General features: G+C 44.1%; 11 protein-coding genes. 6 read left to right on the forward strand and 5 right to left on the reverse strand.

Features of this window, described 5'->3' with window-relative positions:
• Positions 1–10: 10 nt before the first annotated feature.
• On the reverse strand, positions 11–280 hold the full coding sequence (gene rpsO, locus ACFN7Z_RS15685) for a 30S ribosomal protein S15 (RefSeq protein WP_004692669.1): 270 nt from the start codon (positions 278–280) through the stop codon (positions 11–13).
• Positions 281–531: 251 nt separating this feature from the next.
• Here rpsO and ACFN7Z_RS15690 point away from each other — a divergent pair, with 251 nt between their 5' ends.
• Positions 532–1,830, forward strand: coding sequence for an EstA family serine hydrolase (locus ACFN7Z_RS15690; RefSeq protein ID WP_010325789.1), 1,299 nt, complete (start codon positions 532–534; stop codon positions 1,828–1,830).
• A gap of 699 nt (positions 1,831–2,529) precedes the next feature.
• Here ACFN7Z_RS15690 and recD read toward each other — a convergent pair.
• Genes recD through ACFN7Z_RS15705 form a run of 3 tightly spaced genes read right to left on the reverse strand, consistent with a single transcriptional unit; the run spans position 2,530 to position 11,790 of the window.
• Positions 2,530–4,314 carry an exodeoxyribonuclease V subunit alpha gene (gene recD, locus ACFN7Z_RS15695; RefSeq protein ID WP_010325788.1) on the reverse strand — a complete coding sequence of 595 codons (1,785 nt, stop codon included), beginning with the start codon at positions 4,312–4,314 and terminating at the stop codon, positions 2,530–2,532.
• Positions 4,315–4,353: 39 nt separating this feature from the next.
• Positions 4,354–8,106, reverse strand: coding sequence for a UvrD-helicase domain-containing protein (locus ACFN7Z_RS15700; protein WP_010325787.1), 3,753 nt, complete (start codon positions 8,104–8,106; stop codon positions 4,354–4,356).
• Between the two features lie 3 nt (positions 8,107–8,109).
• A complete protein-coding gene (locus tag ACFN7Z_RS15705) occupies positions 8,110–11,790 on the reverse strand; it encodes an exodeoxyribonuclease V subunit gamma (protein ID WP_010325786.1) in 3,681 nt (1,226 codons plus the stop codon).
• A 178-nt stretch (positions 11,791–11,968) separates the two neighbouring features.
• Between ACFN7Z_RS15705 and ACFN7Z_RS15710 the strand changes: the two genes are divergently transcribed.
• Positions 11,969–12,511 (forward strand): hypothetical protein, encoded by a 543-nt coding sequence (locus ACFN7Z_RS15710; protein WP_010325785.1) that lies wholly within the window; start codon positions 11,969–11,971, stop codon positions 12,509–12,511.
• Positions 12,512–12,565: 54 nt separating this feature from the next.
• On the opposite strand, the gene ACFN7Z_RS15715 is transcribed toward ACFN7Z_RS15710, so the two are convergent.
• Entirely contained in the window at positions 12,566–13,993 is a 1,428-nt protein-coding gene (locus ACFN7Z_RS15715) for a polyphosphate--AMP phosphotransferase (RefSeq protein ID WP_010325784.1), read from the reverse strand.
• Between the two features lie 196 nt (positions 13,994–14,189).
• Between ACFN7Z_RS15715 and ACFN7Z_RS15720 the strand changes: the two genes are divergently transcribed.
• The 4 genes from ACFN7Z_RS15720 (at position 14,190) to ACFN7Z_RS15735 (ending at position 18,333) form a co-directional block, all read left to right on the forward strand.
• Positions 14,190–14,894 (forward strand): FFLEELY motif protein, encoded by a 705-nt coding sequence (locus ACFN7Z_RS15720; protein ID WP_004978789.1) that lies wholly within the window; start codon positions 14,190–14,192, stop codon positions 14,892–14,894.
• Positions 14,895–15,061: 167 nt separating this feature from the next.
• Positions 15,062–16,006: a bifunctional demethylmenaquinone methyltransferase/2-methoxy-6-polyprenyl-1,4-benzoquinol methylase UbiE gene (ubiE, locus tag ACFN7Z_RS15725; RefSeq protein WP_010325783.1), complete on the forward strand. Its 945-nt coding sequence runs from the start codon at positions 15,062–15,064 to the stop codon at positions 16,004–16,006.
• 23 nt (positions 16,007–16,029) lie between these two features.
• Positions 16,030–16,701, forward strand: a complete 672-nt coding sequence (locus ACFN7Z_RS15730; RefSeq protein ID WP_010325782.1) for an SCP2 domain-containing protein — start codon at positions 16,030–16,032, stop codon at positions 16,699–16,701.
• A 12-nt stretch (positions 16,702–16,713) separates the two neighbouring features.
• A complete protein-coding gene (locus tag ACFN7Z_RS15735) occupies positions 16,714–18,333 on the forward strand; it encodes an AarF/ABC1/UbiB kinase family protein (RefSeq protein WP_010325781.1) in 1,620 nt (539 codons plus the stop codon).
• Positions 18,334–18,378 lie beyond the last annotated feature (45 nt).

Genomic DNA, 18,378 nt, shown 5'->3' on the forward strand with positions numbered 1-18,378 from the left:
TTTAATCGAATTAACGACGTAAACCTAAAGCAGCAATCAAGTCGCTGTAACGAGTAGCGTCTTTACCTTTAAGGTAATCAAGAAGCTTACGACGTTGGTTAACCATACGGATAAGACCGCGACGGCTATGGTGGTCGTGTTTGTGCTCTTTGAAGTGACCTTGTAAATCATTGATTTGAGCAGTTAAAAGAGCCACTTGAACTTCTGGTGAACCAGTGTCGTTTTCAGCGCGAGCAAATTTAGCAATGATCTCTGCGCGATCTGCGTTTGTTAAAGCCATTCGATTTCTCCGAGATGCTTATAAGTTACATTTGATACAAATCAAATTGATTCTTCAAAACCAAGTTGACTGCCGTGCATCACTACAGCAAGGCATTATTTTAAGGGATCTAGCGCTATATTGCAAAAATGTTTTATGTTCGCAGTCAATTCAGCAACTGACGGCTTTGCACAAATCATGCACAATCATGACAATTCTGATTTTCAGTATCAGACTCAAATCCAATAAAAACGAAAAATAGAGAGAAATTTGTGAAAATTTTATCTGCCAATACCTGTTATGTCCCCCATGACCTCAACCACGTGATTCGTTCTAAGAATGAGGTCTCCGCTACCTTGGGTGGCATGAATGACGCACAAATTCAAAGCATTTGGGCCAGTGTAGAGTCCCTATATAAAACAGGAAACTACCCTTTCATCAGCCTCTGTTTACGTCGTCAGGGACAAATATTGTTAAACCGCAGCATTGGTTATGCGCAAGGCAACTCAGCCGATGGTTTAGCGGCAGATGCGAAAATTGGCACACCCGACACCCCAGTTTGCTTATTTTCCGCCTCTAAAATCGTTACAGCCATGCTGATTCATATGTTGGATGAACGTGGTGATCTGAATTTACTCGATCCGATTAGCCACTATATTCCCGAATATGGCGTAAACGGTAAACGTCGTGCCACCATTTTCCATTTGCTCGCTCATCGTGGTGGCATTCCTCGGATTGACAGTAAAATCACGCCTGAACTGTTGTTTAATCAAGATCAAATTTTAGAACGTCTTTATGCGGCACAACCCGTTTCAGCCTCAGGCACACATCTGGCGTATCACGCCGTGACGTCAGGTTATATTTTAGGGGAAATTATCAAGCGGGTAACAGGTCAAACGGCCCGTGAATTTCTTGCCGAAAATATCGAGAAACCCATGGGCTTAGATTACTTTAACTATGGCCTAAAACCTGAGTATCGAGCGGATGTCGCTTTAAACTATGCCACAGGTCTACATCCACGTTTAGGCACAGACCATTATCTTAATCGAGTACTAGGCGGTGGTTTACAGTTAGCCGTCGATGTGACCAATGATGCGCGTTTTATGGACACGATTTGCCCAGCGGGCAACATTTATACCAGTGCGGAACAAGCTGGTCGTTTCTTTGAAATGCTCTTGAGTGGTGGCGAATACCAAGGCAAACAAATCATGAGTGCCCAAACGGTATTTCGCTCGACCTTGGCCACGTCAGGAGTCAGTTTAGATCGGACATTATTAGTCCCGATGCGTTATGCCTTAGGCCCAATGTTAGGGAGTAATCCTATCGGCTTATTTGGACCCATGACTGGGCAAGCCTTTGGACATCTCGGGTTTTCCAATATTCTCTGCTGGGCCGATCCAGAACGTGATATTAGTGTATCGCTATTAACCACAGGAAAATCTGTCGTCGGCACCCACTTACCGGCTTTAGCGAAAACGCTTTATCAAATCTCAAAGCATTGTCCCAAAATCTTAAAGCACCAACGTCGCTCCTTATTTGCAACCGATCGAAGCGAAACAGACTTAGTCTGAGCATAAAAAAAAGCCCAAGTAAACTTGGGCTTTTTTGCGCTGTAGTGTTCTTTTATTTTTGTTCTTGTTGTTTTGGTTATCATTATAATAATGCGCTTTTCCGCGTCTTGTATTAAACATTCCATGTTTAATCATTTACATCCTTATGTGACAGATTTTGCCACATCACACAGAAGAAAAAAGTCGTATTTCACTCATCTTCATGTAAGCGATTGCTTACACAAACTCCTCATTTTCTCCATTATTCAACCTAAATCTCTCTAAAAAATGCAGTATTAAAAATTTAATAAATAAAAAAACAAGCACTTAAAGACATAAGAGCTAAATTTAAAAAAGCATAAGCTGTGCAATACTGAGACAGTATCTCTTCAATATTTAATCTAAAACTGTATTTTATACTTCGAGGAATGAATGGCTATTTTTTGTCATATTTTGCCAATTTATCAGAGATAAAAAAGCCTTGTAGTCTCTCCCAAAACTACAAGGCTTAGCGGCTGTAAGTTTCCTCTTTCACCTACTTCACTGTAAGTTCGCTGTCTACTGACGTTATTATTATCTTTTTGCGATTATACTCAACATTCCGTGTTGAGCTCTTTATGTGAAGCCATCTTCTCAAAATCCTCAGTAAAGCTCTATGCGCAAATCTCCTGAATCCCTGTAAGCCATTTCGTACAAAGCTCCTATTTGTTTATTAAATCTTCACAATTGAATTTGTTGATTAATTTTTCTTGATAGACCACTATCTCGGGTGGTTCGAGTCACCATAGCATGTACGAATGCATCGGCATCGACCAGTAAACTGACCACTTTTTTCGCCCGCGTAATTGCGGTATAAATCAACTCTTTACTGAGTAATTTTTCAGCCTGCCGATCTAAAACCACCGCGGTATGGGTGAACTCAGAGCCTTGAGATTTGTGAATGGTCAGCGCAAAAGCCGTTTCAATATTTTTGGGTAATCGTGTCGCGGCGACCCATTTATTCAGACTAGGGAAATACACTTCAAACTGCAACTTCCCTTGTTGAACGCGCTGTAAACACAGGCCAATATCGCCATTCGACACCCCCAACTGATAGTCGTTATAGGTCATCATCACAGGACGTCCTAAATACCACTCACCCTGCTTGATTTGTTTTGACTGTTCTAATAAGCGCTGCTCGATTTGCAGATTGAGCTGTTTTAAGCCGAAATGGCCGTGACGTATGGCGGCCAAAATACGGTAATCATCAAAATGATGAATCACTTTGGGTACGAGAGACTCATTAGGATTTTGCTGATATTGCTTTAAAGCCTCGACATAGCCCTGAAAGCCGAGCATCAACAGATCATAATAATGTTGTAACTGCTCTGCAGATAAAGCCTGCTCAGGCAACAATTCAAGTTGTAGATAATCGACCTTGACCTGATCCAACTCAACCGCCTTCAACGTCGTGGCATTTACTACTTGCTGTTGAAAAGTATGCAATACGCTCTGTTTTTCGACAGGATGCGTCGTTGAGTCAAAACAAGTTTGCTGTTGAATAAATTGTGCCAACTTTCCAATCCGTGCATCTGATTTGAAACGACGGCTATTGACCAAATTGACTCTATTTTCAGCCAAAGCTGGAACCTGTTGTAGATCGGCGAGTACAGAGCCGACATCGACCGAAGCCAACTGATCGGCATCTCCCAATATAATCAAACGGGCTTGATTCGGCATGGCAGCAAAGAGCATCTGTGCCAAATTTAAATCCAGCATGGATGCTTCATCAACGACAATCACATCATAAGGTAAAGGTTGTCTGCTATGAAAACGCGGTTGCTGCGTATTCCCAAGCCCCAAAAGGCGATGTAGCGTCACAGGGTTTAAGTTTTTCAAATCTGGGGTAACTAAGTCTTGTAACTTTTCATCCTGAAAAGAGTTCTGAAGGGCTTCTTTCATCCGCTGCGCCGCCTTACCTGTCGGTGCAGCCATCGCAATACGAATATCAGGCAGACTTTGTTTGAGCACTGCAATAATACGCGCCAAGGTATACGTTTTCCCTGTGCCCGGACCACCTGTAATGATCGCGAGCGCCTGCTCGGCCACCATAGCCAAAGCCTGTTTTTGGTGTTGATCTTCTAGTAAATGAGCATAAGCTGAAATATCCACTTGCGTTAAATTTTGCAGTTTTAACCGTGCTACTTGCTGGGCCAAGGACTGCTCTAAAGCCCAATAACGATACAGATATAATTGCTGCTGATCGTAAACAAACGGCGCTTTTTGTTGCTGTGCCTGCTGTTCATCCATGACCAAATCATCTAAGACTGTGACGGCTTCAGCTGCAACCGAGATACAACTCTCACCGCGTAGCATGGCTTCAAGGACCTGTTGAATCACTTCACTTCGCGCTTCGGTGAATCCTGTTTTACTCAGTGGCGACTGCTGAATAAACTGACTCCAACGCGTTAACCATGTGTCTACCACGGTAGCCTGATCAATACTGGCTTTACGAACATTTTCCACACGGTTATCCTCAAAGTTATCCACAGCTTAATTCTTTGTTTATGAGTGACTAATTTCACTTAATTCAGAAGTTTTGCCTACATGATTTTCAGTAGAAGTATCCTCAGCAAAATAACCCAAAATCGCATCTAGTCTTAAAATAAACTCTGGGCTAGCACGCCAACTTAAAACCCCTTGATCAGGCTGCCCATTCATCCCTCTCAAATAGAGATAACTCGCCTGACCAAGATGTTTTTCAATGTCATAGTCCAGCAAATTCACTTTTAAATAGCGATGCAAAGCCACCAAATATAAGCCCGCCTGCAACCAATAACTGGCATGTGACATATTCAATTGGATTGCGTCATGATTGTAGCTCTGCTGATCCGCCCCTAAGAAGTTACTTTTATAATCGGCGATGTGATAACGCTGACCATCAAAATAAACCAAGTCTATCGAACCTGTCAGATAACGAGCAGAATTGGCTTCATTTAAGTCGAGTAGATCAATGCCGTATTCTTGAAATAATGCCTGTATGCGTTTAATCGCGAGCACATGATCGGACAATGACAAATAAAAAGGAAACTCAGCCAAGTGTTCATCGGCTTTGAGTTGCTTCAACTGAAAACCAGCATGCAAAGGCGTTTCTAGCACATCTACTAACCACGCTTGCATCCACTGTACCAATTGGATTTCATCATCCTGTCCAAACTCGTTTTGATATTTGCCCAATAACTCTTGCCACAGTAAGGGACTATCATTTTTAAAACGACGATGAATTTCCAGTCCCCAGTCACGCGAGTCCTGGAAATCAATGTGCTCGAAAATTTCGTGCAGGAAGGTTCCCGCAGTCGTACCCATTGGAAACTGCCGTTTAATCCACGCCAAAGGCTGACTCAGTTCCACATCCTCAAGTACAGGATGATTGATCTCGTCATCCGCACTGCCCACTTTCTCGCTCAAAACAGCTAAGGCATCCATTGCCTCTTTACGACTCAAATGCTGTGCCAAAGCACTAAAACTGGTTTTGGAACGTGGATAAAAACGCTGTTCAGGAAAGGCCAAAGCTTGCAGTTGAATGATCTCTTGCTGCTCGGCTGGCTGTAAACGAACCGGCTTTTCAGTCAGCAGCACCTCATTACCACTGGCAGGATGCTCAAACAGATTACCTGCTTGACCACGCCAAAACGCCAATGCCGTATTTGATTTATATTCCTGATCTTGCAGCAAGGCATACACGCGGTGGCTCGCACGGGTCAGTGCGACGTACCATAAGCGATGCTGTTCCGCTTCGGCTCGCTCATTGTGTTGATCAATCGCGGCTGGGTCTAACAGGTTGGCATCATTTACTGCCACGATGCGCTGTAATTCGCTCTGCCCTGTCGTCGGATTGATCTGTTCCAGTGTTGAAAAATTTAAGGTTTTATTCATTTCCTTAAAGTCTTTGTCGGCACCCAGCAAGAACACAATTTTAAACTCTAGACCTTTGGACTGATGAATAGTCATCAGCTGTACGCCTGTGGCATTGGAGAGTTTGCGTTCCAACTCCCACTCACGTTCCGCAGGCAAATGTAACTGTTTGAGATACCAATGATACAGTTTCTGCGCGCCTTGGAACTGCTCACTATGTTGGCTCAACAACTCAGTCAAATGTCGAAGATTAACCACAGTCCGTTCGTTGTCTCGGCTTTGGTAAGCCACCAAGTTTTTCCACACTTTAAAAAGGTTTAAAGCGTACTGCCATGCACTTAAAAAGCCTTTATTGATCCACATGTCGCGGATGTCATCAAAATCCGCCATAAACTGGCTCAAACCGTTGGCTTGCTTTTCCAGTTCTAGTAACTGTTTTAAATCAATCGCCAACAGCCGGCTCAAAAGCGCACGGCGAACTTTGGCTTCATCAAAAGGATGCATCATTGCGGTCAATAACGCACCGACATCTTTCGCGACCTGACTTTCAAACACACTGCGTTTAGACGGACGGTTGACCAAAATTCCCAAACGCTCTAGTTCAAACTGAACTTTGTCCAAGCCATCATGGTTTTTCGACAACACCGCGATATCATTTGCCCCTATAAACTGTAGCGAATCATCTGCCACATACAGTTGCTGTTGAATGCATTGGTTGATTAAATCACGAATTTTCCATGCTACTTGTTGAGCTTCATTTTTTTTGTCTTCAAGTAATAGCCAGCGCAGCGGTACATGGTTTTCACCCTGTGCATCGACCAAAGCGGGATGTGGTCGAGTCCCTGCTTCTACAGGCTGGTAATAGACCTGCTCACCAAAGTCCTGTTGGCGTTGAAATAAAGCATCCACCACCTGTACCAGTTTTTGTACAGAACGATGATTATATTTCAAACTATACTGCCGACCTTGCTTTGCCAAAACATCTAAACGTGCCTTGTTATAGGTCAGCATGTCACCACCACGAAAGCCATAAATAGCTTGTTTTGGGTCACCGACCATAATCATACAACCTTGATGATAGCGCTGTGCATCACGCCAAATTCGCGCCAACATATCATCTTGGTCTTGGTTGGTGTCTTGAAACTCATCCACTAAAATGAGCGGATAGCGTGCTTGTACAAACTGGGCAAAGCGCCGGCCTTGTTCGCCCTGTAAGGCTTCTGACAAGGTACGGATTTGCTGGGCAAAAGTCGTTTCACTCTTTTGCTGCAAGACTTGTGGTAATCGCTTTTTCACCTCAGAACTTAAGTGATATTTTAAATACGCATCCAGCACATCCAAATTGAGCTCTAGCTCTGCCAATGCGTCTAAGAAAATGCGGACCTGTCGCCACACAGGATGCTGCTCAAACTGTTCCAACACATCTACAGCACATTTGTTTAAGACTTTTTTCGTTGCAAGGTCAGTCAGGTGCTTTAAGGTTTTTTCAAAATGTGGCGCAAATAAGGCATAAGCCCGCTGCTCTTTCAGTGCAGTCAAAAAAGCCGGTAAATCCTGACATAGAATGCGTTGCATCAAAGCATCGGTACGCCATTTTTTCCCCAGCACTGCATGGTATTGCCCTTCAGGGGCATAATAGTCTTTCAAGCGTTCAATCTGCGCCACATCCAGCGCGGTAAATTGATCAATGGCCTGCTCAAATTGCGTCAAATCAAGCACAGGTTTTTCCACCTGTTGAAACTGTGCCGATGCAAAGTTCAAACTATTTTCAACAATCGGCACATAGGCCTGTTCGTTTTTTAATTTTTGTTTTAACAGTAAATAATTCACCACAGGCTGTGGCTGTGCCTGAATCCACTCACGTAATACGTCATGAATGAGCTGCTGAGTATAACTCTGCGCATCATCGGTAATATCCGCACGCTCAATCTTGCCACTTTCAAAAGAAAACTCACGCAGTAACTTTTGACTAAAACTGTCCAATGTCCCGACAAATAACTCATCTAACTGGTCAATCACCAACTTCAAACGCTCTTGGGCAAAACCGACCCGCTGTGCATAGTCTATGAGTACTTTGATAAAAAGCGGATCTTGTTCAACAGCTATTTTGACCTGTATTTCTCGCTCGGTCAGACTTTGACAACCTTCAAAATAACGTAAAGTTTCAATCAAGCGTGCCCGAACGCGACTTTTCAGTTCCGCAGCAGCAGCACGGGTGAAGGTGGTCGCAATAACCTGATTTGGCAAATAGGCCCCGAGAAAAATGCGTACCATCAAACTGGATAAAGTAAAAGTTTTGCCTGTGCCTGCTGAAGCTTCAATCCAATGTAAGCCCTGAAAGCTCATATCGGCAATGGGTTGATAAGACATGTTCGATGTGGTGGCCTGAGACTGTGCTGTCATGACTTAGTCCTCAAGGCTTTGCTGATGCAAAAAAATCGGATGATATAGTTCATAAGAAAACTGCTCGCAGGCATGGGCAAGTAATGCTTTGGCATCCTGCTCTTGTAGAATAAACTGCCAGTCGCGGTGTGCTTTATTGGCTTCGTTTTCAGTCATTGAAAAACCACTAAAGCGACCATCTTCTTCCCACACTTTATAAATGGCGTCCATGTCCGCGATCACCATCTGTCCCTGATCATTCAATTGCCATTCATGGGTTTTATCTTTCTCTGCAATTTTCAACAACAAGGCCGCAGGTAAAACTAAGGGCTGAGTTTGTGCATACTCCCATGCTTTCAACCAAGGTTTGAGCCATTCACGCGCCTGATTTGAACTCACACCAGTGCATAAAATGGTTCGGTCACTAAACACCACGATGCGTTGATATTGCTGTCCACCCTCACCCAAATTGACATAAGCCAGCCACAGTAAATACTCCAACCAAACTTTGGCACGGCGCTTTGCCCGCGCACTAGACGCTTCTACACTGACCCATTTTTCAGCACTAAATTTGGCTAAAGTAACATTGATCTGTAAATGCTCACTCACCTTCCATACTTGTTGGGTCGTGGCTGTGGCCTCAGGTGCATAACGTTGTAAACGCGCCAGCAAGCGCTGCTGTTCAAGCACGCTCATTTGCCAGACTCCATCTTGAACTTTACCAATCGGCAGTTGATCCATCAGAAGATTGGCATCCGCTTCTGCTTCATGTTGTTGTAAAAAATGACGGATGGCATAACGTCCTAAACCATCGAGAAGTAAAGGTTCTTGCGTTGCAGGAATCTCTTCTGGTTTTAAGTTTTCCACGCCTAAAGTCTTGAGATACAACCGTGCAGGGAAAGTGATGTCCTGAATCCACTGCTGACTATCAAGAACTTGAATGTCTTGCTCTAATTTTGGATAAGGCGTGTTGACCCAACTGCTCCGTTGTCCCGATGCATGTTGCAATTGTTTCGCGACTTGAAACCATTGGTCTTGAAAACGAATACTGTGCTCAGACTCAAAACCACGCGGATCAAAAGGCAATAAAGGATGGACATGATACAGCGATGCCAACTGTGCAGGAACAGTCACACCATGCTGATCAACCGTTGCACCGGCACTCTTGGTCTGTGTGTCAGGCTGCACAATAAAGGCCATATGCTGAATCAGTTCTTGCAACACTGTAGACGGATCACGGACTTCACCATCGTTGATATCAAAGCCATTATAAAATAACCATAAGTTCTCTTGTGCCAACAACAACGCATCTAGAAAAGCCCCTTGATCATCTTCCAAACGGGAACGATCCCCCAGTTGTGGTTTCAGTAAATCCATTAGGTCAAAAGGCAAATGCGCACTACGGTTGGGAAACTTGCCACTGTCCAAGCCCAACATCACGATCAACTTATATGGCACAGGTCGAATCTGACCAATTTGACTAAACGTGATCTGCCCCGTGGGTTCTGCATAGTCCAGTTGCGCTTCTAAGGTCTTTTGGACTTCTTCTAATACATAAGGCAAAGGTAAACTTAAACTGCGCAGTGCATGATGGTCGTGTTCGTCATAGAAACTCGCCAAGGTCAGCATACGTTCTTGTTTTTTGACCATCTTATACACTGCGGCCAAAGACTCGACACCCGCAGCTTCAAACTCGCGAATATCTTCCATCAAACGATTCAGCCAAGTTTCCGCAGTCGTTCGCTGTCCGGTTTCATGCGCGATCATCCACTCGGAACGGTGTTTAAAATCTTGATAGATTTCTATCAAAACACCAATCAGCTCAAAATCACTCGACTGTACTTGGGCATAGCTTAAAGTCTCATGAAACAGCACATGCTCTGGTACAGCGACGCCTAAAGCCAAACGATCTAAGGCAAACTTCAGACTATAACGATAATCTTCATCCCCTTCGGCCAAACTGCGTTTTAAATGTTCGGCATCCAATCCACGCTTAAAGCCTGCGTTGATCAACAGCTCAGTCATCCGCTCAATCATATTCATGTCTAAGCCATAACGTTGCTGCGTTGCATTTAAACTGAGCCAATCGGCAAAGTCCTCAATACTGAAACGCCCCCGTACCAAGACCATCCGTCCCAACACAGCACGCCATGCATTTAAGACATCGAGCTGAGTCACGCCAGCTAGCTTAATCGGCAAATAAATACTGTCTTTACTCAGTTGATGGCCCTTTTTCAAAGCCTCACGCTCATGGGGAGGAGGTGCAAAAACACTGCGAATAAAAGGTTCTAGCTCAGTCAAACTGGGCGTCAACACTAAAATATCACTTGGACGTCGTGGTGCTTCAGCCGTGCCCTGAGCCAACCAATGCGTCAGTTGATCTTTGAGGACTTCAAGCTGTCTAAGGCTGGAGTGACAGACATGAATCTGTATCGAATCATCTTGTTCAGCCAAAGCATACTGATGCTGCGTAGGTTCTACCAAATACAGGACATCGGACTGAATTTTACCAAGTAACGTTTCTGGATACTCATCGACAAAGACATCGGCCCATACGCCATCTTCACCTGAAGAAAGGTTGGAAAGTAAAGAGAAATGGTCGCGCGCTTGTTTACCAAATCGGGTCAGTAAAGGATGGCGAGACTCTCGGGTTTCTGCATTAAAATTGAGGGTAAACTCATCAAAAAACTGCTGAATCTCTGCATCATTGGCATTTGGATTTTTTTCAATAAAACGCTGCTTTACCCGTGCGTCATAACGCGCTTTCCAGTTGGGATCGACACTGTCTGCCCAGTATTCTTGTGAAGGGTTATAGTGAAAAATAAAGATATCGAGGTATTGCCCCAATCGATGCAAAAACTCCAATTGTTTTGGCGGTAAATCTAAAACCGTAAATACCACCAACTGTGCAGGCAATTTTTTCAGTGCAGCGTCTCGGGTCTCTGCTTGATCGAGTAAGCCCCAAAATGCAGTATCAATACGCTGAATTTGTTCAAAGTCAGCATGGAACACCACTTGCCAGAGCCAACGTTGCCATGCTTCCAATTCATAAGCTTGATTGAGTTGAAAAGCACTGAGTTCTTGCTGAGTTTTAAAGAACATCTGCTCCAAATCGAGCGGCTGGTTTTTGCCCCACGCTTGTAACCAATTGGTCTGGCAACGGCAACTTTGCGGTGGACAGCCTTTGGTGCAATGCCCACGATAATCCATATAAAAACTAAACAGCCGTGAAACCTGCTCCGCGACCCAATACAGCATGCTTTGCTTTTTGAGCTGTTTATCGATGCCTTGTTGCAAACGGTCAGCGCTGGCATAGATCCGCTGAATAATCGGATACAACGGATGAGCAACCTCTAAAGGATTCAGCTCGGCTTGTATAAATTCTTTTAAGGCTTGAAAGACACGCCATTTAATAATCAATCGCGGAATATTGGCTTTACGGACTTCATCTTTTTGGTCGACCAAAACCCACTGATAAGCCGCCCATTGAAAACCACGAATACGATGATGAAACTGCGTGTTGGCACTGATGCCCTGCTGCTCTGCCAACTTTTGTGTTAGCCAGGCCTCAACCGCAGGTGAAGGTACAATAAAGTGCTGTGCTTGCAACACTTGAAAGGCATTTTTGGCTGGTTTAAAGACGGTTTTTTGCATGGCCTGCAACAGAACATCAATACGCTGACTTTGTATTACGTGTATCGCCATGTTTCCTCTCAAATAACCATCTTATGAAAAATCTACAAAAGTACACAGATTATTGACTATACTTCTAGTTCTGTCTATGTCACTTTCATGACATATTTCTATTTAAAATTTGCTTTAAAATACGCACTTTAAGCAAAACTAGAATCAATGTGAATCAGGATATTTTAGGATTTAGAAAATGAAATTAGAGCACATTCCAGAAAAAATTGATCCCTCTTTAAATTTAGAAAAAATCCGCGAAGAATGTTTGGACTTAGTCAAAAAGCGCGCCTATTTTTCCGCAGGTGCAGCGGTTATTCCAGTCCCTTTCCTTGATGTGGTGATTGATGTGGGCATATTGTCGCAGTTGATTCCCGAAATTAACGCCCGCTTTGGCCTAACCCCTGAGCAAGTCAGTGTTTACGACCCAGAAACCAAGCAAATACATTGGTCAGAACTGCGTAAACGTGGCGTGGAGTTCTCTGGACTGGTGGTGGCACGTACAGCCGTGAAGAAATCCCTCAATAACATGGCAGCCAAATACATCACTAAACAAGTCACTAAATTCATTCCTCTTGGTGGACAAATGATTGCGGCCAGCTTGGGTTATGTCGTGATGAAAAAAATTGCGGAAACCCATGTGGAGGAGTCGTATAAGCTCGCCAAAGGCATTCAACTAAAACAAGCCGCTGAACAAGGTGTTCCTGTTGCAGCGCCAGTGACCCAAATTCCTTTAAGTTAAAGAACTAAATCTACCTCTATAAAAAACGGTCAAATGACCGTTTTTTTAAGTTTTTTAATCCGTGTCGCGATCCGCTTTGAGCTGTTTTAAAATCGCCCTTAAGACTTCAATTCGGGCCTGTTGTTTATCATTGGTGGAAATAATATACCAAGGCGCATAACCCGTATCGGTATGTGCAAACATATCCGCGGCTGCCTTTAAATAGTCATCCCATTTGTCGCGATTGCGCCAATCTTCTTCGGTAATTTTAAAGCGTTTATGCGGGGTACTTTCGCGGGCTTTAAAACGCACCGCTTGTTCATCTTTATCTATCGCCAGCCAAAACTTAATCAGCACGGTTTGGCTGTTGCTGAGGTTTTTTTCAAAACGATTGATTTCCGCATAAGCGCGTTGCCACTCAACCTCGGTTGCGAAGCCTTCTATCCTTTCTACCAAAACACGTCCATACCATGTCCGATCAAAAATAGTGATGTCATCCGACTGCAATTTGCTCCAAAAACGCCACAGATAAGGACGGCGTAACTCATATTTTTCAGGTGCGGCAATGGTATGAATTTCATATTCTCGTGGGTCGAGCTTTTTCACAATGCGCTTAATCGCCCCCCCTTTACCCGCAGCATCCATACCTTCAAAAGCGATCACCACTTTACGGTCATCACAGCGGATGGCATCGGCCACTTGTTTGGTGAGTTTTTTCAATTCTGCTTTATAGTTCGCATCCTCAGCTTGAGGGACTTCAAACTGAGTCAAAATATCTGGTATCGGTGCTTGCTGCCATTTTAGCGCGGCCTTTTTTTCATGCTCTGGACAGTGTCGCAGCGCTGTTAAAATCGCTTGTGCAAAATTGTGATTACGCAAATCTTCATCTTCACCATCAATGATTTGCCAGTCATCGGTGAAGCGCGTACGTAGCTTTTGTAAGGTGTCATATTGTTTTTTATTGCGCCAGTCTAGCCCATGCAACTTATGCCAATGCACTTCGCTCGGGTCCATATCATCCAGACGCTTTTGCAAAGACTTCCACGACAAATCGAACCAAACTTTTAAGACATCTACGTTGTTGTTTTTTAAGTCCTGTTCAAAAGCCCGCATATTGCTAATGTATTCATCAAACAAAGTGTCGTCCAAAGGCTTTGAAGCATGCATGGCCGTAGCCAACAAGTCCCCATACCAATTACCAAACCACACCATAATTTGCCCTTCGGCAGGTACAAATCGAGTATAGGGCTGCCAAAAAGGCTGTTTTAGATTAAACAGATGCGGTGGATCGGCTTTGACATATAAAAAACGCGGATCGACCCATTCGCGCAGCTGTTTCACCGCTTCGCCTTTACCCGCAAGTTCAATTCCACTGACCAAAATCACTAAACTTTTTGCATTGCTCTGATCACGGGTATTCATCAACGCATATTGCGCTTCAATTAAGTCCAGTGAAAGCTGTTCTTCGTTCAGCACTGCACTGTCGATCGTTTCTGTATCCATTGCCCCCTCCTTTTTTCTATTTAATCAAATCACTAGATCCTAAAAGATGATGGTCTAGATGATTTTCATATGTATCTTTTGACTACTTCTACATCAAACTGACCACAAATAAATAGTTTTTTTGTCACTTTGTCATAGCGAGTTCCGTCATCACGCACTAAGATTTAGCTATCTTTAAATAGAACTGAGACAGCAAATGTCCAAACTCGCCGCCCTCGATGAGCTTTTAGAACAGTATTACCAATTGCATTATCATCAAGATTCGGTGCTCTTCCAACGTTTACAAGATGTGCAAGTCTGGCAAAAACAACGGATGCAACGCACGCATAACCGTGCTTTCGCAGAAAAACAGAACCTCTTGATGGCCGAGTATTTTATCAACCGTTTATATGGTGGCCCAGATTTTGACGCTTTGGCAGGACAAATCGCGCGCTTGAGCAAATATGCGCACAAAGCGGAGAAATTAATTCCTGAAAATGCCATTAAAACCGGTACCTCTGGGGTTGAGTTGGCGATTTTGGCGGTTCGACTTGATGAACAAGTGGCGATGCAATTGCTGAAAGATCACCATCCCTCTGAAGCCTTAACCGATGATTTGATGCGCCAAGCCTACTTAAAACTAGAACAAGGCGAAGAACGCTTGAAACAGCTATATTTACTCGATCAATTGGGTAAGAACCTCGATAAATACATGCGCTCTTTTATGGTCTATACCGCTTTTAAGATGTGTAAAGGGACTGCCAACAAATATAACTTCAATGTCATGTATGAATTTATGCAGGATGGCTTTTTGGCCATGAAACCGCTAAAGTCGGCAGAGAAATTTGTGAAAGACTTTACGGCGGTGGAACGTCAAATTATTGATAAAGTCCATGCGGGGCATTTGTATCCTTTTCAGTAAATTTCAACGAATGACTTGATAAAAATAAGCCAGCAGCAGCTTTGCTCTGCTGTTTTTCTGTATATTATTCAGCACAATTGCATGATGGTTACTGTACAACGTCCTAGAATCTGTCATCATGCATGCACTGCAACATTTACCCTATTGCTATGTTAGGAGTGACTCCCATGTCGAATGAAAATCAAACGCCTACCGCTACTCAAGAGTCGGCACAAAACACAGACAAAGTGAGTCCATTTTTAACTGAACCATTACCCCAAGGCACGGCGCAAGGTCAGCAAAAATCATTACAACAACAGTTGACTGATACCCCAGTAACGGGTTCTGTACCCAAATACAATCTTCCTCGCGGTGCCAATACAGGCAACGTCGGCAGTACCACACACTTTGGTTACCAGACGGTGAGCAGCGAAGATAAAGCGCAAAAAGTGGCGGAAGTTTTCCACTCGGTTGCCAGCAAATACGACATTATGAATGACTTGATGTCTTTTGGTATTCACCGTCTATGGAAACGCTTTGCGATCAATATGTCAGGGGTACGTCGTGGTCAACACGTGCTAGATATTGCTGGCGGGACAGGCGACTTGGCTAAAGTGTTTAGCCGCGAAGTTGGCCCTACAGGTCATGTGGTACTTTCAGACATTAATGAATCGATGTTGAATGTGGGGCGTGATCGTTTAATTGATGCAGGCTGTACCAATGTTGACTTCGTATTAGCCAATGCTGAAACCCTCGAGCCATTTGAAGACAACAGCTTTGACCTACTCACGATCTCGTTTGGTCTACGTAATGTGACCGATAAAGATGCAGCACTTGCAGCGATGTACCGCGTGCTTAAGCCAGGTGGTCGCCTACTGGTATTAGAGTTTTCTAAACCTGTGTTTGAGCCTTTTTCAAAACTGTACGATCTATATTCGTTCACCGCACTGCCGATCATGGGCAAAATTATTGCCAATGACTCAGAAAGCTATAAATATTTAGCCGAGTCCATTCGTATGCACCCAGACCAACGCACGCTAAAAGGCATGATGGAAAATGCAGGCTTCCAAAACTGTGACTATCACAACCTGACAGGCGGTATCGTTGCTGTACACCGTGGTTTTAAACTTTAAAATTAAACGTTTAAGGGCAAATTATGTGGTCGATTCTGGCACTCGGTGCAATTGAACGATTAATTCATCATGTGATTAATTTGGATGCGATCACTCGCATCCAGCTCAATGAACTACAAGGCAAGATGTTACGTGTGGTGATCGCATCCCCGCAACTGTCTGTAGATGTGTTCTTTGACCAAGCCAAAGTGCGCTTAGAACCTACCGTTACAGGGCATAGTGAAACAGCGTCCATTTTCGAACAACGCCCTTTTGACCAAGCTCAATCTCACACCCCAGCAACCGCAACTTTAACGGTGGCCAATGTGGTTGAGCTGCTCAAGCTATTACTGGCGGATGATGTCGGCAATATCCCGCTCCAAGGTGATTATCACCTTCTACAGGATATTCAACGGATTATGCAACACGCTGAGCCTGACTTGGCTGCGCATTTAAGCCCATGGATTGGCCCAAGTTTGGCGCATGAATTGGCTAAAATTCAGCTGGCACCAAAACACATCAAACAGGCCTTACAAAGTCATTTGTTTTTTGCTGAAGATGCCTTGAAAGAAGACAGTGGTCTATTTGCCCCGCGTTGGCAAATGGATGATCTGCATCAAGATACCCGCATTTTTAATCAAAACTTAGATCGTGCCGAAGCCAAAATTCAACAGCTTCAAGCACAGATTGACACTCAAGACTCAACTCAGAACTAGGTATTTACATATATGATTCCGCACGTTTCACGTTTACTCGAACTTTGGCGCATTGCCGCGCACTATAGACTCGACACGTTGTTTCCTGCGGAAGAATTACCTGAAAAAGCGCGTCATGCGCTGGGTGTAATTCGTATGCACCCTGCGGCATGGTCCAGTCGTGAACGTAAAAACCCACTGAAGCTCAAACAAGCTTTAGAGGAAATGGGACCACTGACGATTAAAATGGGACAACTGCTGTCTACTCGTCGTGACCTAATTCCACCTGAAGTACTACAACAACTGGTTCTACTCCAAGACCGTGTCAAACCCTTTGGTTCTGATGTCGCGAAAATGCGTATTCAAGACTCATTGAAAGCCGATGTAAATACGCTGTTTGCACGCTTCGACGATCAACCCTTGGCAGCAGCCTCAATTGCTCAAGTACATACAGCCGCTTTACATGATGGTCGCGAAGTGGTGGTGAAAGTCACCCGTCCCGCTATTCGTAGTCAAATTTTACAAGACTTTGAAATTTTAGAATGGTTGGGCGATTTTCTTGAAAAACGCCTAGAAGCCGCGCGTGCACTACACTTATCTGAAATTATTCAGGACTATCGTCAGGTCATCTTAAATGAACTGGATTTGACCTTAGAAGCCGACAATACCCGTCGTATGCGCCATTACTTTACAGGCTCAAGCATGATGTATGTGCCTGAAGTCTATATGGATAGCAAAGACGTGATGGTGGCTGAACGCATTACGGGCGTTCCCATTTCAGACATTGAAACCTTTGAAAAGCTGGGGATGGATCGTAAAGATCTGGCGGAAAAAGGCTTAACCATTTTCTTTACCCAAGTCTTCCGTGACAACTTTTTCCATGCCGACATGCATCCGGGCAATGTCTTCGTTGAAACACTAAACCCAAGCCAACCCCGCTATATTGCACTAGACTGTGCCATTATGGGTGAGTTGTCGAAGCACGACCAAATGACCGTGGCACGTATGCTGCTTGCGGTCATGAACAGCGACTTTATGCAACTGATTCAAATCGTGCATCAAGCTGGTTGGATTCCACCGGGCACAGACCAAGATGCACTAGCACGTGAAATGCGTCGCACGGTCGGGCCAATGGTGTCCAAACCCATGCATGAATTGGACTTCGCGGGCATTTTGATTCAAGTGATGGATATTGCACGACGCTTCCATTTGGAAATTCCGCCACAACTGATGCTGCTGCTTAAAACCCTCGTACATGTTGAAGGTTTAGGGACTGACCTTTACCCGGAGCTGGACATTTGGAGCCTAGCTAAGCCAATCCTGACCGATTGGATCAAAGCGCAAATGAATCCACAAAAGAACCTAAAAGAGTTAGGACAAAAAATTCCGGACTTACTTTTAGGGGCGCAAGACTTCCCAACGCTGTTGGTCGATAGCTTAAATGGTCTCAAAAACCAATCAGCTTGGCATGCTAAACAGCTCAATGAACTGCAAAGTATGCGCCTACAAATGGAGCATCAGCAAAAACGCAGTTGGATTTTTGGCAGTCTCATGGCCATTTTGCTGTCGATTGCGATTATCTCGCCTTGGTTTATTTCAGTGATTTTAATTGTACTCACCAGCTTACTGGCGGTGTGGCGCGTGTTTAAATAGACGCTTTCTGCTGTATTAAAAGCCTGAGTCTCTCAGGCTTTTTTA

The organism is Acinetobacter sp. P1332, assembly GCF_044057475.1.
Lineage (GTDB): Bacteria > Pseudomonadota > Gammaproteobacteria > Pseudomonadales > Moraxellaceae > Acinetobacter > Acinetobacter johnsonii.